Annotated in this window: 23 protein-coding genes; 13 read left to right on the top strand and 10 right to left on the bottom strand. The window is 70.9% G+C overall.

Annotation, left to right across the window (positions count from 1 at the left end):
* Nucleotides 1–247: 247 nt before the first annotated feature.
* Nucleotides 248–1270, top strand: coding sequence for an NAD(P)-dependent oxidoreductase (locus ABD747_RS21860; RefSeq protein ID WP_344808623.1), 1023 nt, complete (start codon nucleotides 248–250; stop codon nucleotides 1268–1270).
* 210 nt (nucleotides 1271–1480) lie between these two features.
* Entirely contained in the window at nucleotides 1481–1864 is a 384-nt protein-coding gene (locus ABD747_RS21855) for a helix-turn-helix domain-containing protein (protein ID WP_344808621.1), read from the top strand.
* A gap of 350 nt (nucleotides 1865–2214) precedes the next feature.
* Here the strand turns inward: ABD747_RS21855 and ABD747_RS21850 are convergent, their stop codons facing one another.
* From ABD747_RS21850 to ABD747_RS21840, 3 genes are all read right to left on the bottom strand, one after another.
* Entirely contained in the window at nucleotides 2215–2817 is a 603-nt protein-coding gene (locus ABD747_RS21850; RefSeq protein ID WP_344808619.1) for a ClpP family protease, read from the bottom strand.
* Between the two features lie 2 nt (nucleotides 2818–2819).
* On the bottom strand, nucleotides 2820–3464 hold the full coding sequence (locus ABD747_RS21845; RefSeq protein ID WP_344808617.1) for a ClpP family protease: 645 nt from the start codon (nucleotides 3462–3464) through the stop codon (nucleotides 2820–2822).
* A 112-nt stretch (nucleotides 3465–3576) separates the two neighbouring features.
* Nucleotides 3577–5580, bottom strand: a complete 2004-nt coding sequence (locus ABD747_RS21840) for a glycoside hydrolase family 15 protein (protein ID WP_344808615.1) — start codon at nucleotides 5578–5580, stop codon at nucleotides 3577–3579.
* Between the two features lie 174 nt (nucleotides 5581–5754).
* On the opposite strand from ABD747_RS21840, the gene ABD747_RS21835 reads away from it, so the two are divergent.
* On the top strand, nucleotides 5755–6462 hold the full coding sequence (locus ABD747_RS21835; RefSeq protein ID WP_344808613.1) for a DUF3592 domain-containing protein: 708 nt from the start codon (nucleotides 5755–5757) through the stop codon (nucleotides 6460–6462).
* Here ABD747_RS21835 and ABD747_RS21830 read toward each other — a convergent pair.
* Nucleotides 6453–7154 carry a hypothetical protein gene (locus tag ABD747_RS21830; protein WP_344808611.1) on the bottom strand — a complete coding sequence of 234 codons (702 nt, stop codon included), beginning with the start codon at nucleotides 7152–7154 and terminating at the stop codon, nucleotides 6453–6455. The two genes, ABD747_RS21835 and ABD747_RS21830, sit on opposite strands and share 10 nt — an antisense overlap.
* A 152-nt stretch (nucleotides 7155–7306) precedes the next feature.
* Here ABD747_RS21830 and aat point away from each other — a divergent pair, with 152 nt between their 5' ends.
* The gene (aat, locus tag ABD747_RS21825) at nucleotides 7307–7972 is read left to right on the top strand and encodes a leucyl/phenylalanyl-tRNA--protein transferase (RefSeq protein WP_344808609.1); all 666 of its coding nucleotides are present in this window, start codon (nucleotides 7307–7309) and stop codon (nucleotides 7970–7972) included.
* Between the two features lie 120 nt (nucleotides 7973–8092).
* A complete protein-coding gene (locus ABD747_RS21820; RefSeq protein ID WP_344808607.1) occupies nucleotides 8093–8956 on the top strand; it encodes an Fpg/Nei family DNA glycosylase in 864 nt (287 codons plus the stop codon).
* Between the two features lie 220 nt (nucleotides 8957–9176).
* On the opposite strand, the gene ABD747_RS21815 is transcribed toward ABD747_RS21820, so the two are convergent.
* The gene (locus ABD747_RS21815) at nucleotides 9177–9932 is read right to left on the bottom strand and encodes a L,D-transpeptidase family protein (protein WP_344808605.1); all 756 of its coding nucleotides are present in this window, start codon (nucleotides 9930–9932) and stop codon (nucleotides 9177–9179) included.
* 232 nt (nucleotides 9933–10164) lie between these two features.
* Between ABD747_RS21815 and ABD747_RS21810 the strand changes: the two genes are divergently transcribed.
* Both ABD747_RS21810 and ABD747_RS21805 read left to right on the top strand, forming a co-directional pair.
* Nucleotides 10165–11523, top strand: coding sequence for a purine-cytosine permease family protein (locus ABD747_RS21810; RefSeq protein WP_344808603.1), 1359 nt, complete (start codon nucleotides 10165–10167; stop codon nucleotides 11521–11523).
* 10 nt (nucleotides 11524–11533) lie between these two features.
* Nucleotides 11534–12313: a glycerophosphodiester phosphodiesterase gene (locus tag ABD747_RS21805; protein WP_344808601.1), complete on the top strand. Its 780-nt coding sequence runs from the start codon at nucleotides 11534–11536 to the stop codon at nucleotides 12311–12313.
* Nucleotides 12314–12394: 81 nt separating this feature from the next.
* Here the strand turns inward: ABD747_RS21805 and ABD747_RS21800 are convergent, their stop codons facing one another.
* Entirely contained in the window at nucleotides 12395–13591 is a 1197-nt protein-coding gene (locus ABD747_RS21800) for an arginine deiminase (RefSeq protein ID WP_344808599.1), read from the bottom strand.
* 172 nt (nucleotides 13592–13763) lie between these two features.
* On the opposite strand from ABD747_RS21800, the gene ABD747_RS21795 reads away from it, so the two are divergent.
* On the top strand, nucleotides 13764–14555 hold the full coding sequence (locus tag ABD747_RS21795; RefSeq protein WP_344808597.1) for a glycosyltransferase family 2 protein: 792 nt from the start codon (nucleotides 13764–13766) through the stop codon (nucleotides 14553–14555).
* A gap of 10 nt (nucleotides 14556–14565) precedes the next feature.
* A complete protein-coding gene (mptB, locus tag ABD747_RS21790; protein WP_344808595.1) occupies nucleotides 14566–16179 on the top strand; it encodes a polyprenol phosphomannose-dependent alpha 1,6 mannosyltransferase MptB in 1614 nt (537 codons plus the stop codon).
* A gap of 60 nt (nucleotides 16180–16239) precedes the next feature.
* On the opposite strand, the gene ABD747_RS21785 is transcribed toward mptB, so the two are convergent.
* From ABD747_RS21785 to ABD747_RS21775, 3 genes are all read right to left on the bottom strand, one after another.
* Nucleotides 16240–17268: an adenosine deaminase gene (locus ABD747_RS21785; RefSeq protein WP_344808593.1), complete on the bottom strand. Its 1029-nt coding sequence runs from the start codon at nucleotides 17266–17268 to the stop codon at nucleotides 16240–16242.
* 10 nt (nucleotides 17269–17278) lie between these two features.
* Nucleotides 17279–18025, bottom strand: coding sequence for a glycerophosphodiester phosphodiesterase family protein (locus ABD747_RS21780; protein WP_344808625.1), 747 nt, complete (start codon nucleotides 18023–18025; stop codon nucleotides 17279–17281).
* Between the two features lie 260 nt (nucleotides 18026–18285).
* The gene (locus ABD747_RS21775; protein ID WP_344808591.1) at nucleotides 18286–18936 is read right to left on the bottom strand and encodes a MerR family transcriptional regulator; all 651 of its coding nucleotides are present in this window, start codon (nucleotides 18934–18936) and stop codon (nucleotides 18286–18288) included.
* A gap of 102 nt (nucleotides 18937–19038) precedes the next feature.
* Here ABD747_RS21775 and ABD747_RS21770 point away from each other — a divergent pair, with 102 nt between their 5' ends.
* Together ABD747_RS21770 and ABD747_RS21765 are read left to right on the top strand one after the other, a co-directional pair.
* A complete protein-coding gene (locus tag ABD747_RS21770) occupies nucleotides 19039–19548 on the top strand; it encodes a DUF4188 domain-containing protein (RefSeq protein WP_344808589.1) in 510 nt (169 codons plus the stop codon).
* 80 nt (nucleotides 19549–19628) lie between these two features.
* Nucleotides 19629–20402 carry a hypothetical protein gene (locus ABD747_RS21765; protein ID WP_344808587.1) on the top strand — a complete coding sequence of 258 codons (774 nt, stop codon included), beginning with the start codon at nucleotides 19629–19631 and terminating at the stop codon, nucleotides 20400–20402.
* A gap of 6 nt (nucleotides 20403–20408) precedes the next feature.
* On the opposite strand, the gene ABD747_RS21760 is transcribed toward ABD747_RS21765, so the two are convergent.
* Nucleotides 20409–22031 (bottom strand): bifunctional phosphatase PAP2/diacylglycerol kinase family protein, encoded by a 1623-nt coding sequence (locus ABD747_RS21760; protein WP_344808585.1) that lies wholly within the window; start codon nucleotides 22029–22031, stop codon nucleotides 20409–20411.
* Between the two features lie 542 nt (nucleotides 22032–22573).
* Between ABD747_RS21760 and serS the strand changes: the two genes are divergently transcribed.
* Nucleotides 22574–23848: a serine--tRNA ligase gene (gene serS, locus ABD747_RS21755; protein ID WP_344808583.1), complete on the top strand. Its 1275-nt coding sequence runs from the start codon at nucleotides 22574–22576 to the stop codon at nucleotides 23846–23848.
* Nucleotides 23845–24651, top strand: a complete 807-nt coding sequence (locus ABD747_RS21750) for an HAD family hydrolase (RefSeq protein ID WP_344808581.1) — start codon at nucleotides 23845–23847, stop codon at nucleotides 24649–24651. Before serS ends, ABD747_RS21750 begins: the two co-directional genes overlap by 4 nt.
* The last annotated feature ends 105 nt before the right edge of the window (nucleotides 24652–24756 follow it).

Here is a 24756-nt window from a genome sequence, read left to right as displayed (position 1 = left end):
GATGAGGATGCTGACCACCAGCGCGGCCTCGAGGCCTTCGCGCAGGCCGATCAGGAAGTTCGCGATCATGCGTCGTGCCCGTCTGCGGTCGGTTCTCAGGCTTACCTCAGACAGGTGAGCCTCGCCTAACTTAAGTCGGGCCCGGATCTGGCGCAAGGGACCAACGGCTCTACCGGACGGCGAATGTGGCGAACGTCTCGTTTCGGCCGGTCGATCCGAGCCGGGAGCGATGGGCCAGAGTGGCGACATGAGCGAGACGCGACCCGTGGTGATCCTCCAGCCGGCGCCGCAGCGGACGGCGCGGATCTTCGGGCCGGCGAGTCTCGCCGCGCTGCGCGAGTCGTTCCGCGTCGTGGACCTGGAGGACGTCGCGGACCCGGATCGGTTCGACGACGTCCTGCCCGAGGCGGTCGCGATCATCGGCCAGCCGGACCTGCCGCGGGAGCGGTTGCTCCGGGCGGCGAGGCTGCGCGCGATCTGCAACGTGGAGGGCAACTTCTTCCCCAACGTCGACTACGCGACCTGCGCCGAGCTCGGGGTGTACGTCCTCGGCTGCGGGCCCGCGTACGCCCAGGCGGTCGCCGAGCACTCCCTCGGCCTCGCGATCGACCTCGCCCGCGGGATCAGCCGCGAGGACCGCGCGTTCCGGACCGGTTCCGAGCGATACGTCGCCGACGGCAACGCGGACGCGATCCTGCTCCGCGGCGCCGACATCGGCCTGATCGGCTTCGGCAATCTGGGCCGTGCCCTGCTGCCGCTGTTGCAGGCGTTCGCGCCGACCATCCGGGTGTTCGACCCGTGGCTCCCCGACAGCGTGCTGCGCGAGCAGGGGCTGGAGCCGGGGACGCTGGCCGAGGTGCTCGCGGCCAGCACGTTCGTCTTCGTGCTGGCGACCGTGACGGCGGAGAGCGAGCACCTGCTGGGCGCCGCGGAACTGGACCTGCTGCGTCCGGGCTCGAGGCTCGTGCTGGTCAGCCGGGCGGCAGTGGTGGACTTCGACGCGCTGCTCTCGCGGCTCGCCGCGGGCCGGTTCCTCGCCGCCGTCGACGTCTGGCCCAGTGAGCCGATGCCGCCGGACTCGCCCTTCCGCGACCTCGACAACCTGGTGTTCTCCGGTCACCGGGCCGGTGGCATTCCGGCCGCCTTCACCCGGATCGGCGAGCTGGTGGTCGACGATCTCCGCCAGATCGCCGCCGGCCTTCCCCCGGTGCGGATGCAGGTCGCCGCCCGCGAGCTGGTCACCCGCTACCGCAACCGCCCCGTCACCTGACCCGCTCCCCGCCCCCCGCGACCCCCACCCCCTCCTCGGAAACTGTGCGGCTCTGGCAGTTTGTGACGTTTCAAACCCGCCGGATCTGCACAGCTTCCTGAGGATCGCCGGGGGCGAGAGGCGGGGGAAGGGTCGGCGGCGAGGCCGGGCCCCGTCTGCTGACAGCAGAATTCGGAGGCGCGAGTGGGCCGCCGAGCCTACGGTTGGCGCATGGGCGATGTGATCCCGTTCCCTCGGCGCAGCCGCGACGAGCGCCAGGCCGAGCGCAGCGCGCCGACCGGGCCGGCCCGGCCGTCGACGCGGCGTCCGCCGCGCGAGCAGCTGTGGCGCACCCTGGTCGGATCGCAGCTGCGGGAGGAGCGGGCCCGCCGGGCCGAGACGCTCGCGGCCGTCGCGGCCCGGGCCGGCATCTCGGTGCAATACCTCTCCGAGCTGGAGCGGGGTCGCAAGGAGCCATCCTCGGAGGTGCTCGCCGCCGTCGCCCGCGCGCTGGACCTGACCCTGCTGGACCTGACCGTCGGCGTCGCCCGCGACCTCCACTCCCAGCGGATCTCTGCCGGCCGCCCGACCGGCCCGGTGGCGCTCGCCGCCTGATCCCGCGAGCCCGACCCATGACGGAGGTCACGAGCATGGACTCCGACCGGTTCTGGCAGCTCGTCGACGCGACCGCGGCCCGGGCCGGTGACCTCGAGGAGCAGACCGAGCTGTTGCGGACCGAGCTCCGCCGTCTATGCCGAACGCACCGGGACCGAGATCTAGGACGCGTTCCCGGACCGGCCCTCGGCCGACTTCCCGGACGGAGAGCCGGCCGGGCCCGACGTCGGCCGGAACCGCCGGGAGCGCCGCGCGCACTTCCCCCAGCTGGCCGCCCGGCACCAGCCCGCGGGCAACCTCCGCTTTCCCTGGCGCGATTGAGCATCGGCCGCCCCGGGGCGACGCCGTGGTCAGGCGGCGAGCAGCTTGCGGCTGGCGATGATCTCGTCCACCAGCCCGTACGCCCGCGCCTCCTCCGCGGTGAAGATCTTGTCCCGGTCGGTGTCGGCCCGGAGCTGCTGCTGGGTCTGCCCGGTGTGCCGGCTCAGCACCTCCTCCAGCTGGGCCCGGATCCGGACCACCTCCCGGGCGTGCAGCACCAGGTCCGGCAGGGTGCCCTGACCCTGGGCCGACGGCTGGTGCAGCAGCACCCGGCCATGCGGCAGGATGAACCGCTTGCCCGGCTCGCCCGCCGCCAGCAGCACGGCGGCCGCCGACGCCGCCTGACCGACGCAGGTGGTGGTCACCTCGGCCCGGATGAACTGCATCGTGTCGTAGATCGCCAGCATCGCGGTCATCGAACCGCCCGGGGAGTTCAGGTAGAGATCGATCGGCAGGTCGCTGTTGGCGGACTCCAGGTGCAGCAGCTGGGCGACGATCACGTTCGCCACGCCGTCGTCGATCTCGGTGCCGAGATAGACGATCCGGTCCGACAGCAACCGGCTGTAGATGTCCAGCGCCCGCTCGCCGGTCGGTCGCTTCTCGACCACGCTGGGAATGGTGTAGGAGCTCATGATCAGTTCCAGACCCGGGCGCCGAGCCCGATCGTGGCCTGCGCGGCCGGGCGGATGTCGTCGAGGGTGGCGACGACGTGATCGACGAAGCCGTACGCTAGGGCCTCGTCGGCGGTGTACCAACGGTCGCGCAGCGAGTCGGCCTCGATCCGCTCGCGCGGCTGGCCGGTGTGCTCCGCGATCAACCCGAGCACGACGTCGCGGGTGTGCTCCAGGTTCTCGGCCTGGATCTCGATGTCGACCGCCGTCCCGCCGATGCCGGCAGAGCCTTGGTGCATCAGGATCCGGGAGTGCGGGAGGGCGTACCGCTTGCCCTTCGTGCCCGCCGACAGGAGGAACTGGCCCATGCTGGCGGCCAGCCCCATCGCCAACGTGCTGACGTCGTTGGGGATCAGCCGCATCGTGTCCATGATCGCCAGCCCGGCCGAGACCGAGCCGCCGGGGGAGTTGATGTACAGGCTGATGTCGCGCCGGCTGTCCTCGGCCGACAGCAGCAGCAGCTGGGCGCAGATCCGGTTCGCCACCGCGTCGTCCACCTCGGTGCCGAGGATGACGATTCGCTGGTGCAGCAGCCGGGCGGCCAGCTGTTCGTCGAGCGGACCGACGGTGGGTCCCTCGTCTCGCATGATCATCTCGCGTGGTGTCATGCGTTCAGCCTGGACGTTGCGGGCCGCCCGGCCCAGGGCGTACGTCCGCCGGCAGATCTGCCCTCAGCAGAGCAGACGCGCCTGCGACAGGCTCAGAGCACGTTGGCCGCGCTCAGATCGGGGCGCCGGACTCGTCGGTGTCGCCGTGACCGTCGATCGAGCCGGCCCAGGCGTCGGGGTCGCCACCGTGCTGCTGAGCCTCGAGCTTGATCACGTGCAGCACCGCGTTGATCAACGCGAGGTGGGTGAATGCCTGCGGGAAGTTGCCGAGGTGCTGTCCCGTGTGCGGATCGATCTCCTCGGCGTACAGCTGCAGCGGTCCGGCGAAGGACAGCAGCTTCGCGCAGAGCCTGCGGGCCCGGTGGTACTCGCCGATCTCGCACAGGGCGGACACCAGCCAGAACGAACAGATGGTGAAGCTGCCCTCCTCGCCCTCGAAGCCGTCGTCGGTCTCGTCCACCTTGTAGCGCAGCACCAGGTCGTGCACGGTCAGCTCGTCGGCGATGGCGAGCACCGTCTTGCGGATCCGCTCGTCGTCGGCCGGTAGGAAGCGAACCAGGGGGGCCATCAACAGCGACGCGTCCAACGCCTTCGAGCCGTAGTACTGGGTGAACACGCCGCGCTCGTCCAGCCCGTTGGCCAAGATGTCGTCCTTGATTTCCTGTGCGGCGAGCTCCCACTCGGCCGCTTTGCCGTCCTCGCCGGTCATCCTGGCGATCTTGGCGCCGCGGTCCACCGCGACCCAGCACATGATCTTGGACGAGGTGAAGTGCTTGTGCTCGCCGCGCACCTCCCAGATCCCGGCGTCCGGCTCGCGCCAGTACTTCAGCGCCTCCGCGACCTGCCGGTCCAGGATCGGCCAGATCCGGTTGTCCAGGTGGTTGGCGGACTTGAAGTGCAGATAGACCGAGTCCAGCAGGGCGCCCCAGACGTCGTGCTGCTTCTGGGCGTACGCGGCGTTGCCGATCCGCACCGGTCGCGAGTTGGCATACCCCGGCAGGTGATCGAGTTCGACCTCGGTGAGCTCCTTCTCGCCGCCGATGCCGTACATGATCTGGATGTCGTCCTCGCCGGCCACCAGATCGGCGATGAAGGAGAAGAAGTCCACCGCCTCCCAGTCGAAGCCGAGCGAGTACTGCGCCCAGAGCGCGAACGTCGCGTCCCGGATCCAGCTGAACCGGTAGTCGTAGTTGCGGCCACCGCCGGGTGTCTCCGGCAGCGAGGTCGTGCCGGCGGCGGTCACCGCGCCGCTCGGAGCGTAGGTCAGACCCTTCAGGGTCAGCGCGCTGCGCTGCAGGTAGTTGCGCCACGGATGGTCCGGGAACTGCCCGCGGGCCAGCCAGTGCTGCCAGTGGTGGGCGGTCCAGACCTGCCGACGGTACGCGTCGGAATAGTCCTGGGGCGGCGGCGCGCCGCCCCAGGACAGCGCCACGAAGCGGACGTCGCCCTCTTTGAGCAGGGTCCGAGCGCTGGCCTGCCCGCCCTCGAAGCCGAGCCGGAGATCACTGGTCAGGGTCAGCCGGAGGTCGGTGCCGTCGCCGGAGCAGATCGCCTGGTAGTAACTGTCGCCGGTGTACTCCCACAGGACATGCTTGCGGCCGTACTCCAGCACCGGCTCGCAGTCCATGATCGTCTGCACCTCGCCGGACGCGCAGCGGATCGTGCGGAGCAGGATGTGTTCTGCCTCGTAGTCGTTCGGCGTCCGCCGGTACGTCCGCGAGCGGTCCGCGTCGTGGTGCCACGGTCCGATCAGCAGCGCGTCGCGGACGATGATCCAGCCGCTCGGGGTGCCCCAGCTGGTCTCCAAGATCATGGTGCCGGGCAGGTAGCGGACGTCGGCGGGGACGGCGATGTCGACCGGCCCGACCCGGAACGCGCCCGCGTGTCGGCCGAGCAGCCGGCCGAACACGCTCGGGGAGTCGAATCGGGGAACGCACATCCAGTCCACCGAACCGCCGGGGGAGACCAGCGCGCTGACCTCGCCGTCGCTGAGGAACCCGTAGTCGCCGATCGGCACGGCGCGGGTGTGGTGGGCCGGCGCCGCATGGTGAGTCGACCCGGCGTGCGTGCTGGATGCGCCCCGGCCGGCCGACTGCTTCGACTTCGTGTTCGCCATGGCGTCAGCATTCTCGGATTACCCCCGGATGATCAAGGGGTAGCGCGACCCGAGCCGAGGGTGAAGACGGGCAAATCTCGTGCGGGCGGCCCCGGGGCGTACGAAAATGGACGCGAACCGCTCATCAGCAGTCGGTGCCATCGCGAACGCACCCGGACGACGAAGGAGCTACTCATGAAGGTCCTGCGGGTTTTGGGACTGGTCTTCGGCATCCTGCTGCTGCTCACCGGGGGAGGCCTGCTGCTGGGAGCCGCGGCCGCCGAGAAGGGTCAGGACAGCGTCCAGCAGGAGATCGCGAAACAGGGGCTGAAGGGTCCCGTCGACGCGACGGTGGTGAGCGAGGAGAACTCGACGTACACCGTGACGTTCACCGCGGAGGACGGCACGTCCCATACCGCGACGGCCGTCTCCACCCTGTCCACCCCGCCCAAGGTCGGCGACACGGTGTCGATCTTCTACAAGGCCGACGACCCGAGCGTGGCCGCGATCACCGATGCGCCGGTCAACGCGCTCAGCGGCGTGGCCGGAACGCTGACGACCGCCGGGATCGTCACGCTGGTGGTCGGCGGGTTGCTGCTGGTGGCCGGCATCCTCGGCTTCGTGCTCGGCAAGAAGACCCCGAAGCCGGTGCCCGGGCAGCCGTACGCGGCCGCGTACCCCGGGTCCGGTGCCCCGGCGGGCTATCCGGCGCAGAACGGACCCGTCGGCTATCCGGCTCAGCCGGGCGGCAACCAGTACCCGCCCCAGGGTCCGGGTGCGTACCCGTCGCAGGGCGCGCCCGGCGGCTACCCGACCCCGCCCGGCACGCCGAGCGCCCCGACCCCGCCGCAGCAGTATCCGGCGCCGCCGGCGCAGTATCCCCCCAGCAGTGATCAGCGATAGGTCAGGCCGAACCGGCGGGTGACCAGCTCGCTCTTCGCGTACGCCCCGATCTGGTGGGTGGCGATGCCGTCCATCGCCGCGCCGACGCCGCCGCCCAGCAGTGGCACCCGGCGGATGATCGCGAGCGCGACGTTCTTGCCGCCGACCCGCGCGGTCAGGTCGTGCAGGACGAGCTGTGCGACCTCGGCGTCGAGCCGCGGATCGAACATCGGCGCGGTCGCCACGGCGAGCGGTGACGTCGGCAGGGTGCCGTCGACGATCCGCCGGGCCATCTGCTCGCCGCCGAGCAGGCACATGATGAGAGCGGTCCGGACCCGGTTGTCGTTCAGGTCGTAGCCGCGCAGGTGCGCAATGGCCGCCACCATCCGGGTCTGCAGCACGGCGACGCCGGTCAGGTTGGCGGGCAGCATGATCGGCAGCGCGGCGATCCCGCCCAGATTCGTCGCGAATCCCTGGGCGGAGGCCAGCCGGACGTGCAGATCGATGATGCCCTGGATGGCGTCGTCGACCGATCCGGTGTGGCGCTCCAGCTGCTTGGCGGCGGAGGTCTTCGCGCTCGGCAGCCGGCCGGAGCCGTCGATCGCGACCTCGAGCAACCGGCGGAGCACACCACCGGCAGCCTGCGGGGTGGATCGGACCACGGGGCCCAGACCGCGACCGATCATCCGGCCGACGCTCTCAGCTGCGGGCATCTGGGCTCCAAACTCGACAACGGGCCCGCGCTCGGGCGAGGCGGTGGCCGATCTGACTGGATACCAGGGTAGTTGTCACTCAGGGTCCTACCGACCGGAGTTCCCCCGATCCACCCCTGACCGCGAGGACGGCGGTCGTCACAATGAGAGGCATGGAGGGGCGTCCGACGGTCGACGGCGGGCCGTTCGGGTCGCCGCGTCGATGGCGCGCCTCGGATCTGATCGCGATGTCGCAGGCGTTCGACGCCGACCTGGTGCTGACCGCATACCGGCACGGCGTGTTCCCGATGCCGACCGGTGGGGCCATGGGCTGGTACTCGCCGATGGAGCGGGGCATCCTGCCGCTGGACCGGCTGCGGGTCACCCGCTCGCTGCGGACGTCGGCTCGGCGGTTCGAGATCCGGATCGACACCGCGTTCGACGCGGTGCTCGCGGCGTGCGGCGACCCGGCCCGGCCGCACGGCTGGATCGACGGCGACATCCGCCGGGTGTATCGCGAGCTCCATCGGGCGGGCATCGTGCACTCGGTGGAGGCGTGGACCGCCGACGGCGAGCTGGCCGGCGGCCTGTACGGGGTCGGCATCGCAGGGCTGTTCGCGGGCGAGTCGATGTTCCACCGCCCCGACATCGGCCGGGACGCGTCCAAGGTCGCCCTGATCGTCCTGGTCGAGCGGCTGTCGGAGGGTGGCCACAGGCGGCTGCTCGACGTCCAGTGGCAGACCCCGCACCTGGAGTCGCTCGGGGCGATCGAGGTGCCCCGCGCCGACTACCTCCGCCGGCTCGAGCAGGCGCTGGCGATGCCTCCGCCCGAGTGGTGACGCATTTCGGGCGCTCGAACGCCACCGGAGGCCGTTTCGGGGCGGATCGGGGGATCGAGTGACGGAAATGCGACAACGTGCGCCGCGCCCGGGTGTGAGCGCCGCGCAATAATCGCGTGCATGCCCGAGATGCCGGAGGTCGAGTCGCTGGCGCGCTTCCTCACCGAGAAGTGCGTCGGCCGGGTGTTCGCCCGGGTCGAGCTGGCGGCGTTCAGCGCGCTGAAGACCTACGACCCGCCGCTGTCCGCGCTTGCCGGTCTCGAGATCGAGAGCGTCACCCGACGCGGCAAGTTCATCGACATCTCCGCGGGCGGCCTGCATCTGGTGTTCCACCTGGCCCGAGCGGGCTGGCTGCGCTGGCGGGACAAGCTCCCCGACGCCCCGGCCCGGCCGGGCAAGGGGCCGCTCGCGCTGCGGGTGCGGCTCGACGACGACTCCGGCTTCGAGCTGACCGAGGCCGGTACGCAGCGCAAGCTGGCCGTGTACGTGGTCGATGACCCGCAGGCGATCCCGATGGTCGCCACCCTCGGACCCGATCCGCTGGCGGCCGACTTCGACCAGGCCCGGTTCGCGGCGATCCTGGCCAAGGCCGGCCGGGCGCAGCTCAAGGGGGTGCTCAAGGACCAGCGGACCATCGCCGGGATCGGCAACGCCTATTCCGACGAGATCCTGCACGCCGCGAAGCTGTCGCCGTTCAAGCCGGCCAGCGGGCTCACCACCGAGGAGGTGTCCACCCTCTATGCGGCGATGCAGTCCGAGCTGACCGGCGCGATCGCGCGGGCGGAGGGGCTCGCGGCGAAAGACCTGAAGGCGGAGAAGAAGTCGGGCCTGCGGGTGCACGGTCGCAAGGGCGAGACGTGTGACGTCTGCGGCGACACCATCGCAGAGGTCTCCTTCGCCGACTCCTCGCTGCAGTACTGCCCGACCTGCCAGACCGGCGGCAAGAAGCTCGCCGATCGGCGCCTGTCCAAGCTGCTGAAGTAGCGCCTCCGCCGCCGCCCTCCGCGGCCGCTCTCAGCTGCCGCCCGCCCGCCCCGCGGCGCACCCCTCCCCACCACCTCCACGTCCCGCGAAACTGTGCAGCTCTGGCAGGGTTGAAACGGATCAAACTGCCAGTACTGCACAGTTTCGCGGGGGAGGGGCAGGGTCGGCGGGGGAGGGGCAGGGTCGGGCCGGCGCGCAGGCCGCGGAAGCCCGCGGACGATCAGCGGGCGATCGTGATCCGATCGCCCGGACGCAGGTAGGCCATCACCGTCTTCATCTGCCCCTTCGTCACTCCGACGCAGCCGCCGGTCGCGCCGGATCCTTTGACGTGCAGGAAGATCCCGCTGCCGCGGCCGACGACCATGGTGTCCGGAGCCCGGTTGAAGTTGATCACGACGGCATAGCGGTACTGCTTCGTGTACGAGCTCAGCTTCTCCGACGAGTCCTTGCTCGACGACGGCAGCGACCAGCGGAAGCCACCGGCCGCCTTGTTCCGCAGCGTGTTGTAGTACGCGCTCGTGCGGTCCTGCACCCAGTAGTCCCCGGAGACGACCCGGTGATAGGGCATCGACGTGTTGGGTGCCGCGCCGTTGCCGAACGTCTCCGTCATCGTGTACGTCCCCAGTGGCGTGGTGCCCGTGCCTTGCCTGCGCTGCGTCCCGGCCACCGTGCCGCCGTAGCCGAGCCGTGCGGTCTTGGTGAGGAACATCCGCTTCAGCTTGCAGTGCCCGACCATCCGGACGTAGAAGGACACCCGGGCGTGGGTCTTGCTGGTCTGGTTGACGATCGTGACGGTGCGCTGGCCGGCCGCGATGGACGTACGCACGTAGTCGAGGGTCCGATCGCACGCCCGCCACGTGGCCGAGGTGCGCGGCAGGGTCGTGGACGCGGCCGCCGGGACGCCGGCGGATGCCACCAGACCGGCCGAGACGGCGAGCGCGAGGGAGCAGCGAGCGAGCAGTCGGGCGAGCGGCATCGGATCGACCCTTTCATCGGCGATCGGCCCCCCGCGGTCCGGATCAGCGTAACCCGCGGACCGGTCGCGCGACCCGGTGCGAGCGGCGGCGGTGTAGCTTGGTCCGCGTCCGATATCGGGAGCTCACACCAGGTGGTGGGCTGAGAGGGCGGAGTGCGGCACCTCGGCGAGGTGCAGGCGGGTCCGCCGACCGACCGAACCTGACCGGGTAATGCCGGCGTAGGGAGCGATCATGTCCGTCGATTCATCCACCGGCACCGGTACGTCCGCGCCCGTCGTGGGCCAGCACAAGCGTCCCGAGGCGCCGCTGACGCTGACCACCGACCCGCCCCGCCCGCTCGGTCTGCTCGACCAGCTGGCGATGTGGGGCAACCTCGGAATCAGCCTCTTTGGCCCGCTGACCGGCGCCCTGATCGTGGCGACCACCGGCTCGGTCGGGCTCGCCGTCGTCGCGATCGTGGTCGGATGTGGCCTCGGCGCCCTGCTGCTCGGGGCGTCCGCCATGTTCGGGGTGACCACCGGCGCGCCGGCGATGGTGTCGCTGCGCGGTCTGCTCGGCCGGCGCGGGTCGGTCGCGCCGACCATCCTCAACATCGCCCAGAACATCGGCTGGGCCACGATGGAGATCATCGTCATCTCCACCGCCGCGGTGGCCGTGGTCGGCGCCCAGTGGCGCTGGCCGTTCGTCATCCTGGCCGGTGCCGTGGCCACCCTGATGGCCGTCCGGCCCCTCGGCAGCGTCCGGCTGCTCCGCAAGATCATGGTCTGGCTGGTGCTGGCCGCCTCGGTGTTCTTGTTCGTCGAGGTGCTGCTCCGGCCGCGCCAACCGATCCCGACCGAGGGCGTGCTCGGCTTCTGGCCGGCGGTGGACCTGGCGGTGGCCGGCGTGGTCTCGTTCGCACCGCTCGCCGCGGACTACTCGCGGCACTCCCGGACCCGGCGCGATGCCTTCCTCGGGGCCGCGCTGGGCTATGGCGCGGCCGCGATCGCGTACTACATTCTCGGCGTCTTCGCCGTCGCGCACCTGGGCGGGACGGACGTGATCGGAGCGCTGGTGGCGCTGCCGGCCGGCGGCATCGCGTTGGCGATCCTGCTCGTCGACGAGGTGGACGAGGCGTTCGCGAACATCTACTCGACCACGATGTCGGTCCAGAACCTGTTCGGCCGGCTGGACCGCCGGGTGGTCGCGGTGGCGATCGGCGTGATCGCGACCGTGATCGCCGGCTTCCTCGACTTCGGCAAGTACCAGGCGTTCCTGTTCCTGATCGGCTCGGTCTTCGTGCCGCTGTTCGCGGTCGCGGCGGTGGACTTCTTCTGGGTCAGCAAGCAGCGCTGGGACGTCTCGGAGACGTCGCGGTTCCGGCTGGTGCCGGTGATCGCCTGGGCTGCCGGGTTCGTCGCCTACCAGCTGGTCTACCCGGGCACCGTCGCGGGCTGGGCCGACTTCTGGACCGCGGTCGACACCGCGATCGGCTTCACCGCACCCACCTGGCTGGGCTCGTCGGTGGCGGCGATCGTGGTCGGCGGGGTGACGATGCTGCTGCTCGGCAAGGTGGTGGCCCGCGGCAAGGGAGTTTCGACGCGCACGTAGGGTGTCCGCGATGATTCCGATCTTCGCGCACCGCGGCTTCACCGCGCGCCAGCCCGAGATGACCCGAGCGGCGTATGTCGAGGCCATCCGCTGGGCCGAGTCGGCCCAGCTGCCGCTCGGGCTCGAGTGCGACGTGCACTTCAGCGCCGACGACGAGCTGATCTGCCTGCACGACCTGACCGTGGACCGGACGTCGGACGCGACCGGACGGGCGTACGACCTCACCGTCGCCGAGCTGCGCCGGCTCGACTTCTCCCACGGCCGGGTTCCGGACCCGACCTGTGACCAGAAGTCGATGGTGACCCTGGCCGATCTGCTCGCGATGGTGTCCGCCGCTCGCGGCCGCGGCGCGCAGGTCGACCTCGTGATCGAGACCAAGCACCCCAACCCGCGCGGGCTCGATGTGGAGCGGCGGGTGGCCCAGCAGCTGACGGCGTACGGCTGGGATCAGCCCGGATCGGGCGTCCGGCTGATCTCGTTCAGCGAGCCCGCGATGGAGGCATTCGGGCTGCTGCTGCCGAACCTGGAGCGGACCTTCCTGATCCAGTACGAGCTCGGACCGTGGGCCGACGGGCACCTGCCGGACGGGGTCCGGGTCGCCGGGCCCGACCTGCGCCTGCTCGCCGAAGACCCGGACTACGTAGCGCGCGCCCACGCCCGCGGGCATGAGGTGCGCCCGTGGACCGTCAACACCGACGAGGACATCCGGCTCTGCCTGGAACTCGGCGTCGACGGCATCACCACCGACGACCCCGCCAAGGTGCTGAACGCGCTGGACCTCGTCGACTGACCCCGCGGTGCCCGGCGTCCCCTGACCCTGCACGCCCCTAGCGCGACCCGTGACCGGGCGCAGTGCGAGAGACTCGGACGCTCAGAGCGGATCCCGGCTGATCGGGCAGGACATGCACCTGGGGCCGCCACGCCCGGAGCCGAGCTCGGAGCCGGCGATCGGGACGACTTCGATCCCGGCCTCGCCGAGCCGGGCGTTGGTGACCTCGTTCCGCTCGTACGCGATGGCGACCTTGGGTGCCACGCACAAGGTGTTGTTGCCGTCGTCCCACTGCTCGCGCTCGGCGGTCACCGGGTCGAGGCCGGTGTCGATCAGCCGGAGCCGCTCGATCCCCATCGCCGCGGCGGCGACGTCCAGGAAGTGTTCCCGCGGCCCGATCCACAGCCGGCCGTTGGCCCCGGGCCGCACCGGATAGGCACTGAGCCGGTGGGCGACGTTGGGATACATCAGGATCGCGTCGACGTCGACCATGGTGCAGATGGTGTCCAGGTGCATCGTGGCTCGGTCCTGGTCGATCGGCACCGCGAGTACGGTATGCGCCAGACCGAGGCCGAAGACCGTGTGCGCGAGTCGCTCCGCACCGGCCGGTGTGGTCCGCTCCCCGACCCCGACCGCCAGCACGCCGTCGCAGAGCGCCAGCACGTCGCCGCCCTCGAGATGCTCGCGCTGCCAGCCGTGGATCCGCTCGACGCCGGTGAAGCGGGGATGGAACTGATAGATCAGCTCGGTCAGCTGAGTCTCCCGCCGGCGCGCCTGCATGGCCAGCGAGGTGATCATCACCCGGTCGCCGACCCAGACGCTGGAGTCGCGGGTGAACAGCAGGTTGGGCAGCGGATCGATCAGGAAGTCGTGCGCAGCGAGCAGCGCGGTGACCAGCCCGGGGGCCTCCACCTCGTCGTTGCGGAGTCCCGCCATCAACACCCGGGCCAGCCGGTCCGGCTCGAGGGCCCCGAGCCACTCGGTGAGCCAGCCGCGCAGGATGTCACCCAGCCGGAGATCGGATGCGGTCTGCTCGATCACCTGCGCGCGGGCGTCCGGCAGCGCCAGTGCCTGCGCCAGCAGCTCGCTGAGATAGAGCACCTCGACGCCGCGGGAGCGGAGCGCGCCGGCGAACCCGTCGTGCTCGGCCTGGGCGCGCTCGACCCAGGGAATCCCGTCGAACAGCAGCGCGTCGTTATTGCGGGGGGTGAGCCGGCTGAGTTCCGGCCCGGGCCGGTGCAGCATGACGGTGCGCAGCCGGCCGACCTCCGAGCGCACGCCGATCCCGTGGGTCGCCATGGAACCGACCGTAGCGGGCTCGATCGACCCCGAGAATCCGCACCTGGTCGTCGACGGCCCGCCGTGGCTGAGCGTGACCGGCGGTCCCGGGTCGCGACGAGGTGCGGATTCTCGGGTTCGGGCCGCCGTTCGACCGGCTCGACGCGCATCCGGCAGGCGTTAGCCTTGGGCGGTGAGTTCAGCCGGTCCCCCCGTCGCGTGCATCATTCCCGCGAAGGACGAGCAGGACCGGATCGTCGCCACCGTGACCGCGGCCCGCGCTCTGCCCTACGTCGATGTCGTCTTCGTCTGTGACGACGGGAGCAGCGACGAGACCGGCCGGTACGCTCACGGCGCCGGAGCGATCGTGGTCAGCCACAAGCGCAACAGGGGCAAGGCGGCCGCGATCGAGTCGGCGGTGAACGCGCTCGGCGTGCTGGAGCAGCGGGACAACCTGCCCGAGGCCCGGGTGCTGCTGCTGCTCGACGCCGACCTCGGTGAGTCGGCCGCCAACTGCGCTCCGCTGATCGAGCCGGTGGTCGCCGGTGCGGCGGACCTGACCATCGCCGTACTGCCCGCCCAGAAGACCGACGACGGCGCCGACCCGGGCGGCTTCGGCCTGGTCACCGGCACCGCGAGCCGCGGTATCGCCGAGCTCACCGGCTGGACCCCGCGGGCACCACTCTCGGGTCAGCGCTGTCTGACCCGGCGGGCGTTCGAGCTGGCCAGCCCGCTGGCCGCCGGCTGGGGGGTCGAGGTGGGGATGACCATCGACGTGCTGCGGGCCGGGCTCCGGGTGGAAGAGATCGAGATCGACCTGCGGCACCGGGCGACCGGGACCGACCTCGGCGCCCAGCTGCACCGAGCGAAGCAGCTGCGCGACGTCACTCGGGCGCTCACCGCGCGCGGCCTGGTGGCCAGCCGGATCGCGGACTTCAAGGAGTCCGGTGGTGTCTCCGGCCTGCTGAAACGGATCTCCCGATGAGGCGGGACGCGTGACGGCGGTCAGCGGCCGGTCGCCGAAGCCCACCACCAAGGGCAGGTCGACTCGGACCTACACACCCACGCTGTGGTACCGCCATCACCGGGTCGGGCTGGCCGGCATCGTCGGCGCGACCTTCCTGACCGTGCTGACCGGGTTCCTCGGCCCGTCCGCGGTGACCCTGACGCTCGGCCCACGCAAGACCTTCCTGCCGCCCTGGTATCTGCCCGCCGGAGTCCTGCACCCCAACGAGTGGCTGGTCACCGCAATGATCTGGGTCGCCGTGATCCTCGGCGCGCTCGGGCTGCTGGTCTGCCTGTTCGCGCTCGCCGACGGCTGGCTGCCCAGCTGGAAACGGCTGTTCTCCCTCGGCAGCGGGCTGAGCGTGGCGACCATCCTGGTGCCGCCGCTGACCTCGGCGGACGTCTTGATGTACGCCGCCTACGGCCGGTTGCAGGCGCTCGGCCGCGACCCGTACGAGATCACCCCGGCCGAGGTGATCCGCGGTCAGTTCGACCCGGTGATGAAGTGGGTCGAGTTCCCCTGGACCGACACCCCCAGCGTGTACGGCCCGATCACCTCCTGGACCCAGCTCGCCGCCAACACCCTCGGCGGGGAGAACATGCACGACATCGTCTTCTGGTTGCAGATGTTCGCGCTGATCCCGTTCGTCATCGCCTGCGCCGGAGCGGTCGCGCTGACCCACGGCGACCCGGCGCGTCAGGCCAGGGCGACGCTGCTGACGATCGCGAACCCGTGCCTGATCTGGGCCGTGCTCGCCGGCGCGCACAACGAGGCGCTGTCGGTGATGTTCGCGGTCTGCGGCCTGCTGATGATGCGCAAGAACCCGTTCCTGGCCGGGATCGGGATCGGGCTCGCGGGCTGCGCGAAGCTCAGCATCGGCATCTGGGGGCTGGCCATGCTGTGGGCCTACCGGCGCGAGCCGAAGAAGGCGCTGCTGCTGTGTCTGGGAACGGCGATCCCGATGGGACTGGCATACGTCCTCTGGGCGCCGACGGCGTTCTTCCAGGTGCTGCGCAACGGCTCGTACGTCTCGGTCGGGTCGTGGGCGAACCCGGTGTTCCGCTTCCTCGACGTGTTCATGGACGGCACGGCGGCGAAAATCGTGGTCGGCGTGATCGCGTACGTCGGCCTGGTGGTGATCGCCTGGATGCTGTCCAAGATCGTGCCGTGGACGGCGGTTCCGGGACTGCCTGACGGCGCGGACCTCCGGCTGGACCCGCTGACCATCGCCGTCCGGACGTCGCTGGTGCTGTCGGTGGCCTGGCTGGTCACGTCGATGTACACCCTGTCCTGGTACGACCTGATCGCCTGGATCCCGCTGTCGGTGCTCGCCGCCTCCAAGCTGGACAAGATCATGCTGATGCGGATCGCGCCGCTGTCCCTGGCGTACGTCCCCGGGCGCGCCATCGACTACGGCGCCGCGCTGGAGTTCACGTCGGTCCGGATCCGAGACACCATCTCGCCGATCATCCAGATGCTGGTGCTGCTCGCCATCGTGCTGTGGTGGAAGAAGCCGGACCGGCCCGAGCTGTTCCCGTTCCGCAAGGAGTCGCGCCCCGTCGCCGACTCCCTGGCCACCGACCACCCGCCCCACGCGCGCTGACTGCGCGCCCGCTATGTGCCCTGAGCCTGTCGAAGGGCCACCCCGATCCCAGGGCGCTCGTTACGTGCCCTGAGCCTGTCGAAGGGCATACGCGTCGATCTCCCCGAGCACCCGGCGCTTCACGTCGTCGGGCGCGAACGAGGCACGGACCGCCCGGCGGGACAGCTCCGCCAGACCGGCCTCGTCCAGGTCGAGCAGGTCGGCGGCGATCGCGTACTCCCGGTTGAGGGTGGTACCGAACATCGGCGGGTCGTCGGTGTTGATCGTCACCGGGACGCCCGCGGCAACCATCTCCCGGACCGGGTGTGCCGCGAGGTCGGCGACGACGCCGGTGCACACGTTCGACGTGGGGGAGACCTCGACGGTGATCTCGTGCTCCCGCAGATGGTCCATCAGCTCCGGGTCGCGTGGACAGGACGTCCCGTGTCCGATCCGCTCGGCCTTCAACGCCCGCACCGCCTCCCAGATCGTCTCCGGACCGGTGGTCTCGCCGGCGTGCGGAACGCTGTGCAGCCCGGCGGCGCGGGCCCGGTCGAACTGGTCGGTGAACATCGCGCGCGGGAAACCGACCTCGTTGCCTCCGATGCCGAAGCCGACCAGACCCTCCGGAGCGACGTCCAGCGCGACCGAGGCGGTCAGCTCGCCGGCCGGCACGCCGAAGTCGGCCGGGATGTCGAAGATCCAGCGCAGCACCACGCCGAGATCACGCTCGGCGCCGATCCTGGCGTCCTCGATCGCGGCACAGAACTCCTCCGCAGGAATGCCCCCGACGACCGACATGTACGGCGTGACCGTCAGCTCGGCGTACCGGATGTTCTGGCCGGCCATCTCCTCCGCCACCCCGTACGTCAGCAGCCGGACGTCCTCGCCGGTCCGGACCAGGTCGACGACGCGGAGATAGGTCCTGATGAACTCGGCGAAGTCGGCGAAGCGGAAGAACTCCGCCAGCTCGCCGGGATCGGTCGGCACCCCGGCGGCGGGGTGCCGGGCGGCCAGGTCGGCCACGATCCTCGGTGAGGCCGAGCCCACCTGGTGCACGTGCAACTCAGCCTTCGGCAGCCCGGCGATGAACGCGGACAGATCGGTCACGGCCTCATCCTCACCCGTCCCGTACGGCCAGAGCCAGGTCGGGTCGGTCGGTGGTCAGGTGCCCGATCCCGCGGTCGAGCCAGCGCGCGATCTCGGCGGGGTCGTTGACGGTCCAGACGCAGAGCCGCTCCGCAGGCACGATCCGGGCGATCGCGTCCCACTGCTCGGCCAGCAACCGACGTTCGACCGCGATGATCCGAGCCAGGCCCCGCACTCCCTGCGCGAACGTGGCCAGGCCGCCCTGGGCCTCGGCCCAGGACCGGTTCACCGAGACCAATCGCGGGATGTCCGGCGCGATCTGTTGGCACGCCGCCAGCAGCGAGACGTCGAAGGACGACAGGTGGCAGCGCGATCTGACACCGAATCGCTGCAGCTCGGCGACGACCCGCTGCACGATCGCCGCGACCTGACCCGCGCCCCCGCTCGGCTTGAGCTCGACATGCAGGTCGGGTCGGTGTTGGTCGCCTCCGCCGGCGGACAGCACCGCGAGCACCTGGTCCAGGGTCGGGATCGGCTCGGTCGAGCCCTGCAGCCGGAGGGCGGCCCGCGTCGCCGGGGTCAGGTCCACGACAGAGCCGGACGCGTCGGTCGTCCGGTCCAGCACCGCGTCGTGGATCACGACCAGCTCGCCGGCCCCGGTCAGATGGACGTCGAACTCGACCGCGTCGACGTCCAGTCCCAGCACCTCGCGGAACCCGGTCAGCGAGTTCTCCGGCCACAACCCGCGCGCCCCGCGGTGCCCGGTGATCCGGGTCATCGATCCCACCGCACCGCCGTATCCTCCCTCATCTCCCGGCAACCCCCGGCATGAACGTCGGATCCCCTGTGCCGCGCCGGATCCCCTGCAACGGATCCGAAGCGATCCAGGGGATCCGAAGTCTGCGGGAGGATCCGGGGGTCGACGGGAGGCGTGGACCGGGCCCCCATCGGATTCTCGGATCCCATCCAGCGTCTCGGATCCTCTATGGGTCGCCGGATCCCCTGCAACGGATCCGAAGTGATCCAGGGGATCCGAAGTCAGGGCTGGACGTGCTGCCCCGGCGTCCGGGCTGCCTCCGACGGCGGACCGAACCGGCGCTTGGACGCTTCCTGCTGGGCCAGCCGGCGCAGCGCCAGCAGGAGCGGCTCGACCAGCACGGTGCCGAGCACCACGTAGCGGACCGCCGCCTCGGCCGATTCGGTCGGCATCGCGGCGATCTCCATCGCGGCGACCTCCAACATCGCTGTGGCATAGCCCTCGAACGCACGCTCGGGCAGCGCGAAGTCGGCGACTCCGATCGCAGCGACGGCCGCCGCTACCTCCGCCCGGTGGGCCTGGTTCTCCTCACTGACCTCCCAGCCGAGGCGCCGCAGCGCCGCGTCGACCTGCTCCAGCGGCGGTTCCTCCGCCGGCGGGTGCGAGACGACCTCGTGCGCGGAGCCGAGCAGGTCGAGCGTCGGAGCCGTCGGCTCGTCGATCAGCGTCAGCACTCGGCGGGTCTTGGCGACCGACAACCCGGCCGGTCCGGTCAGCGCCTGGATCAGCCGCAGTCGGGCCAGGTGCGACTCGTCGTAGCGTGCCTGGGTCGCCGAGGTCAGCCGACCCTCGTGCAGCAGCCGCTCCCGCAGATAGAACTTGATCGTCGCCAGCGGCACGCCGCTGCGCCGCGACAGCTCCGAGATCCGCACACCGACATCCTCCCTGCCCTTCGACGGTGACTTGCGCTGCCTATTAGATACCATTACTCTCCAGTATTAGAGAGTGACAGTATCCAGTTGAAGCGAGGAACGATGACCATCAACCGCGGCAGGATGACGCACCGCTACGACGGCGAACTCGTCGTCTTCCTGATCGGGATGACCATCAACCGCTGGTGGCGTGTCGACCAGTGGTGGCCGGTCTTTGCGGCGATGCCCGGCATGTTGGCCGAGCTGTCCAGGGACCCCGGCTCCGGCCTGCTCGGCTACCGGCTGACGTTCGGCGCGGGCGGGCCGCTGGTGGTGCAGTACTGGAACTCGCATGAGAAGTTGTACGACTACGCGAGCGCCCGCGACGCCCAGCACCGTCCGGCCTGGACCCGGTTCAACCAACGGGCCAGGAAGCGTCCCGGAGTGGTCGGGATCTGGCACGAGACCTATCAGGTGGCCCGCGCCGAGAGCATCTACGCGGGCGCCCCGACGATGGGCCTGGCCAAGGCGACCGAGGTCGTGCCGGTCCAACCTCGAGGCGACCGCGCCGCCGCCCGGCTGGCGGCCGGCGAGGTCGCCGTCGCCGTCGGGGAGCCGGCCACCCGCACCTGACCACCGCGCAGCGGACCCGACGTACGCTGAGGGCTCCATCCCGGGTGACGTCACCGGTCCGCAGCCGCGAGGGGAGGCAGATGTCGAGCCCGTCCCCGACGACCGGTGCGCCGGCCCGTTCTGCTCCGCCCGCGCCGCCGCCCCCGCCCGGACCCACTCCGCCGGAACTGTCTGCCGACGAGCCGCGAGTCCGGCGCACGGTGGCGGCGGCGATCATCGCGGCGGCGGCCGTCCTCGGGGTGGTGGTGGTCGGCGCGGCCGTCCGGCTCGACCCGGACAGCCTGCCGACCGGTCCGCCGCTCGCACCGCCGTCGCCGACCCCGGTCGGCCTGCAGTACGACTCGACCACCCGGCAGGCGTCGTACGAGAACGTCACCGTGACCCTGGCCGACGCGCCGTACCAGTGCGCGTCGAAGCCCGAGCCCGCGGATCCGTTCTCCGACGCGCTGCCCTGCAGCTACGTCGTCCATCGCTCCTACTCCGAGACGAGCTCGTGGGTCGCGAACACCGGTCTCGCCCTGATCCCGACCGCGCTGGCAAGGCCCGGCGACCCGCAGGGCAGCGCGCGCACGATCTTCGAGCACAGCCTGAAGGCGATGTACCCGGCCGACGCTCGGGTGTCGAAGCTGACCGTCGAACCGTACGCCGGGCAGGACGACACCGCCGTTCTCAGTGCGCGGGTGAACGTCTCGGTGCCCAAGCTGCCGACGACGTACGACGCCGTGGTAATCGTCGTGCTGACCGCGAAGGACGACCAGCAGGTCGCGTTCTACTCGTTCAAGCCGAACGACGCCGGCGACCAGACACTCAGCGTCCTCCAGGAGTCGGCCAAGACGCTCGCCAGGACCGGTTGAGCCGCCTCATCGGCTCTCGGTGGCGGCCTCCTGCTCGGCGATCTCGGCCAGTTCCAGCGTGCTGGCGCCCTGCTCGATGGCTCGGCGGATCGCCCGCGGCACCCGCAGCACCAGCGCACCCGGCGCGACCTCGGCGGTCATCGAGCTGCAGACGCCGATCGTGTCGCCGTCCAGCTGGTAGCTGTCCGGCGGGTCCACGCTGATCCTGACCCGGGCGCCGGTCAGCCGGTCGAGCTGGTCGTCCTCGCGGTTCTGCCGGGCGACCACCTTGGTGATCAGCCGGGCCCAGTCCCGCGGTCCGCGCGGCGAGGCGACGAGCACGTCCAGGGTCGCGTCGTCGGGTCGCGCCTGCGGCATCAGCGCGATGTTCCCGGTGACCACGCCGACGTTCCCGATCACCAGCACGTGGGCCCGCCGCCGCAGCGGCGGCTCGCGGTCGACCCGGATGGTCGCGTGCAGGGCCGGGTGGTTGGCGTGCTTGGCGGCCGAGACGAAGTACGCCGCCGGCCCGACCGCACGCTTCAGGTCGGGGTTGGTGCCCTCCATGATCACCGCGTCGATGCCGATCCCGGCCATCACCGCGAAGTGCTCGGGCGGTCCGTCGTCGACGCTGATCCGGACCAGGTCGATCGGCTTGTCGACGCCGTCGAACGCGACGTCCAGGGCGGCGGCCTCGTCGAGCGGAATGCCGATGTTCTTGGCCAGCAGGTTTCCGGTGCCGGCCGGGATCAGGCCGAACGGGATCCCGCTGCCGGCCAGCCGGTCGCAGATCACCCGGACCGTGCCGTCCCCACCGGCGCCGAGCACCAGATCGACCCGCTCGCTGACCGCCCGGTCGGCCATCGCCCGGCCCGGGTCGTCGATCGTGGTCTCCAGCCAGAGCGCCCGTTCCCAGCCGCGGCTGGACAGCTCGTAGTCCACGTGCCGGCGGAATGTCACCCAGTCCGTCACCTTGGCCGGGTTGTAGATCACCGCGCACCGCTTGCGGGTCGGTTCCGGCGTGGTCAGCAGCTCGGTGACCAGTTCGTGCGGCACCGGAACCGCGATGCCGGCGATCAGCAGCGCGGTGCAGGCCGCCAGCGAGCCGTACAGGATGCCGCCGACGATGTCGCTCACCCAGTGGGCGCCGAGGATCCAGCGATCCACCGCGACCGCAGTGACGATGGCGAAGCTGCTGGCCAGCCAGATCGACCGGGCCCGCACGGTCTGCCGGGTCACGTTGAGGGTCGCCCCGATCCCGATGCAGAACGCGACCGCGCTGACCAGGTGACCGGACGGGTACGCGTACCCCAGCGAGGTGATCAGGTCCAGCGCGTTCTCCGGCCGCGGCCGCGCGAATGCCAGCCGCAGCAGAAACCCGCCGCCCCAGGCCAGCAGCACGATCAGCACCAGCGAGACGGCGAGCTGGCGGAGCCGGCGACGGAAGGCCCAGATCGAGATGGCCAGCAGCGTCAGGTACTCCAACCCCGGCCAGGTGAGCAGCGCGAACGCCGACGCGATCTGGGCCACTACCGAGCCGTGGGTCAGCGGTTTGGCCACCAATCGCTGGTCCAGCGCCTGGATCGGCGGCCAGTACGCGACCAGCAGGGTCCAGCCGACGAAGCCGACCAGCAGAGCAACGGCGATCACCACAGAGGATCGTGACGGTGGCTTGCGAACCATTCCTGCTCTCGGACGTACGTGCTGGACGTGGAGACCCCATCCTGTCACCCGCCTGGTGAGCTCCCGTCCAATCGGACTCCGGTGACCGTACGGCGTCGCCCGGGCTGGCGTGGCGTCGAGCCCCGGTGACCTGCTGCCGCATTTCCATCCGTGGCGGGATTTTGGGGCCGTGAGGAGCGCTCTGCTGCCCGATTCTCCCGCCGCGGCGGGGTTTTGGCGGCGAGAGCGCCGGTCTGATGCCGCACTTTCCGGCCGTGGCGGACTTTCGGGGCCGTGAGCGGCGCTCTGGTGCCCATTTCCGGCCGCGGCGGGATTCCGGGGCGTACGGCGGTACGGCGGGGCGACGGAGCGTGCCCGGCGGTCCGCGTCGGCGGTCCGTGTCCGCTCCGGGCCGGCGACCTGGGCAGCGTCATGAGCAAGGCCGTACGAGACGTCCCGGTCTCGCTCGCGCGGCGAGCGGCCGGGAAACCGGTCGGAGACCTCACCGCGTGCCGGTTAGGCTTGCGGCCGTGATCGACGTCAAGGTCCTGCGCAGCGACCCCGACCGCGTCCGCGCATCCCAGCGCGCCCGGGGCGCCTCGGAGTCGCTGGTCGACGACCTTCTCCTTGCCGACCAGACTCGCCGCGACGCGATCGCCCGGTTCGAGGAGCTCCGGGCGGCTCAGAAGGACCTGGGCCGGCAGGTGGCCAAGGCGTCTCCGGAGGAGCGGGCGGCGTTGCTGTCGCGCACCAAGGAGCTGGCCGACCTGGTGAAGAAGGCCGACGCGTCCAGGAACGAGGTGGATGCCGCCTTCGACGAGCAGCTGAAGGAGGTCGCGAACCTGCTCGGCGACGGGGTGCCGACCGGGGGCGAGGACGACTTCGTGGTGCTGGAGACCAGGCGCACCCCTCGCGACTTCGCGGCCGAAGGGTTCACCCCGCGCGACCACGTCGAGCTGGGCCAGCTGCTCGGCGCGATCGACATCGAGCGGGGAGCGAAGGTCAGCGGCAGCCGGTTCTACTACCTGACCGGCGTCGGCGCGCAGCTCGAGCTCGCCCTGGTCAATCTGGCGATGAACCTGGCGACCGAGAACGGCTTCACGCCAGTGATCCCGCCGGCCCTGGTCAAACCGAGGGCGATGGAGGGCACCGGATTCCTCGGCCAGGCGGCTTCGGACGTCTACCGGCTCGAGGCCGACGACCTCTACCTGGTGGGTACGTCGGAGGTTCCGCTGGCGGCATACCACTCCGACGAGATCCTGGATGCGGACGCCCTGCCGCTGCGCTACGTCGGCTACAGCCCGTGCTATCGGCGCGAGGCCGGCTCACACGGCAAGGACACCCGGGGCATCTTCCGGGTGCACTGGTTCGACAAGGTCGAGATGTTCGTCTTCTGCGATCCTGCGGACGCGCACGCGGAGCACCAGCGGCTGCTCGGTTGGGAGAAGCAGTTCATCGACTCCCTCGAGATCCCCTATCAGGTGCAGGAGCTGGCCAGTGCGGACCTCGGGCTGAGCGCCGCCCGCAAGTACGATTGCTGTGCCTGGGTGCCCACCCAGCAGCGCTACCGGGAGATCACCTCGACCTCGAACTGCACCGAGTTCCAGGCCCGGCGGCTGAACATCCGGGCCCGGTTCCCCGACGGCACCGGCCCGGTCGCGACCCTCAACGGCACCCTCTGTGCGCTGACCCGGATGATCGTGATGCTGCTGGAGAACCACCAGCAGGCCGACGGCAGCGTGCGGGTGCCGGCGGCCCTGCAGCCGTATCTCGGCGGGCGTACGGAACTCACGCCGAAGCCGTGAGCGCACCCCTGCCGACCCCGGACTGGCGACCCAGTCTGGTCGCCCTCGACATCGACGGCACGCTGGTCGACCACGACGGGTCCATGCCGCCGGCCGTGCACGAGGCGGTCGGTCTGGTGCTGGCCGCCGGCGTACCGGTCGTGCTGGCGACCGGCCGGGCCTGGCACGGCACCCAGCCGGTGTTCGAGGAGCTGGGGCTGCCGCCGGGCCCGGCGGTGTCGTCCAACGGCGCCGTGGTGGTTCGGTATCCGCCGCAGGAGATCGTTAAGGCGGTCACCTTCGACCCCCGGCACGTGATCGAGCGGGTGGTCGCCTTCGCGCCGGGAACGTTGATCGCGGTGGAGGAGATAGGTCGCGGCTACCGGGTGTCCGGGGACTTTCCCAGCGGAGATCTGACCGGGGAGATGATCGTCGAGGCGCCGGAGCAGCTGGGCTCACGACCGGTGACCCGCGTGATCCTGCGCGACCCGAACTCCTCCGACGCCGACTTCATCCGTCTGGCCGAGCATCTCGGTCTGCACGGCGTGACGTACTTCGTCGGGTGGAGCGCCTGGCTGGACATCGCACCGTACGGGGTCAACAAGGCGACCGGCGTCGCCGAGGCCGCCGACCTGCTCGGGGTGAGCGCCGACCGGGTGCTCGCCTTCGGCGACGGTCGTAACGACATCGAGATGCTGACCTGGGCCGGCCGCGGCGTGGCGATCGGCGATGCGCCGCCCGAGGTGCACGCGGTTGCCGACCTCAGCACAGACCGGTTCGCCGACGGTGGACCGGTGGCCGAGCTGCGCCGCTGGTTCGGCTGAGCCCGACCCGTCCGCGGCGGGCGAAACTCGATCGGCACCGGAGTGCCGGAGCGAAGAGTCTGGGAGCACCCACCCAGGGCCTCAGGGCTCCTGAGTGGGCGTCCA

The sequence above is a fragment of the Microlunatus ginsengisoli genome (genome assembly GCF_039537205.1).
Lineage (GTDB): Bacteria > Actinomycetota > Actinomycetes > Propionibacteriales > Propionibacteriaceae > Microlunatus > Microlunatus ginsengisoli.
Note: the sequence above shows the minus strand (reverse complement) of the source record. Positions and strands in the feature narration are given on the sequence as shown.

Coding starts and splice junctions, on each gene's coding strand:
- ABD747_RS21770 (WP_344808589.1), top strand. CDS start 19,039: ATGACCATCAACCGCGGCAGGATGACGCACCGCTACGACGGCGAACTC.
- ABD747_RS21830 (WP_344808611.1), bottom strand. CDS start 7,154: ATGCCCGCAGCTGAGAGCGTCGGCCGGATGATCGGTCGCGGTCTGGGC.
- ABD747_RS21780 (WP_344808625.1), bottom strand. CDS start 18,025: ATGACCCGGATCACCGGGCACCGCGGGGCGCGCGGGTTGTGGCCGGAG.
- ABD747_RS21805 (WP_344808601.1), top strand. CDS start 11,534: ATGATTCCGATCTTCGCGCACCGCGGCTTCACCGCGCGCCAGCCCGAG.
- ABD747_RS21800 (WP_344808599.1), bottom strand. CDS start 13,591: ATGGCGACCCACGGGATCGGCGTGCGCTCGGAGGTCGGCCGGCTGCGC.
- ABD747_RS21860 (WP_344808623.1), top strand. CDS start 248: ATGAGCGAGACGCGACCCGTGGTGATCCTCCAGCCGGCGCCGCAGCGG.
- ABD747_RS21815 (WP_344808605.1), bottom strand. CDS start 9,932: ATGCCGCTCGCCCGACTGCTCGCTCGCTGCTCCCTCGCGCTCGCCGTC.
- ABD747_RS21855 (WP_344808621.1), top strand. CDS start 1,481: ATGGGCGATGTGATCCCGTTCCCTCGGCGCAGCCGCGACGAGCGCCAG.
- ABD747_RS21810 (WP_344808603.1), top strand. CDS start 10,165: ATGTCCGTCGATTCATCCACCGGCACCGGTACGTCCGCGCCCGTCGTG.
- ABD747_RS21845 (WP_344808617.1), bottom strand. CDS start 3,464: ATGACACCACGCGAGATGATCATGCGAGACGAGGGACCCACCGTCGGT.
- ABD747_RS21840 (WP_344808615.1), bottom strand. CDS start 5,580: ATGGCGAACACGAAGTCGAAGCAGTCGGCCGGCCGGGGCGCATCCAGC.
- ABD747_RS21820 (WP_344808607.1), top strand. CDS start 8,093: ATGCCCGAGATGCCGGAGGTCGAGTCGCTGGCGCGCTTCCTCACCGAG.
- ABD747_RS21850 (WP_344808619.1), bottom strand. CDS start 2,817: ATGAGCTCCTACACCATTCCCAGCGTGGTCGAGAAGCGACCGACCGGC.
- ABD747_RS21835 (WP_344808613.1), top strand. CDS start 5,755: ATGAAGGTCCTGCGGGTTTTGGGACTGGTCTTCGGCATCCTGCTGCTG.
- aat (WP_344808609.1), top strand. CDS start 7,307: ATGGAGGGGCGTCCGACGGTCGACGGCGGGCCGTTCGGGTCGCCGCGT.
- ABD747_RS21765 (WP_344808587.1), top strand. CDS start 19,629: ATGTCGAGCCCGTCCCCGACGACCGGTGCGCCGGCCCGTTCTGCTCCG.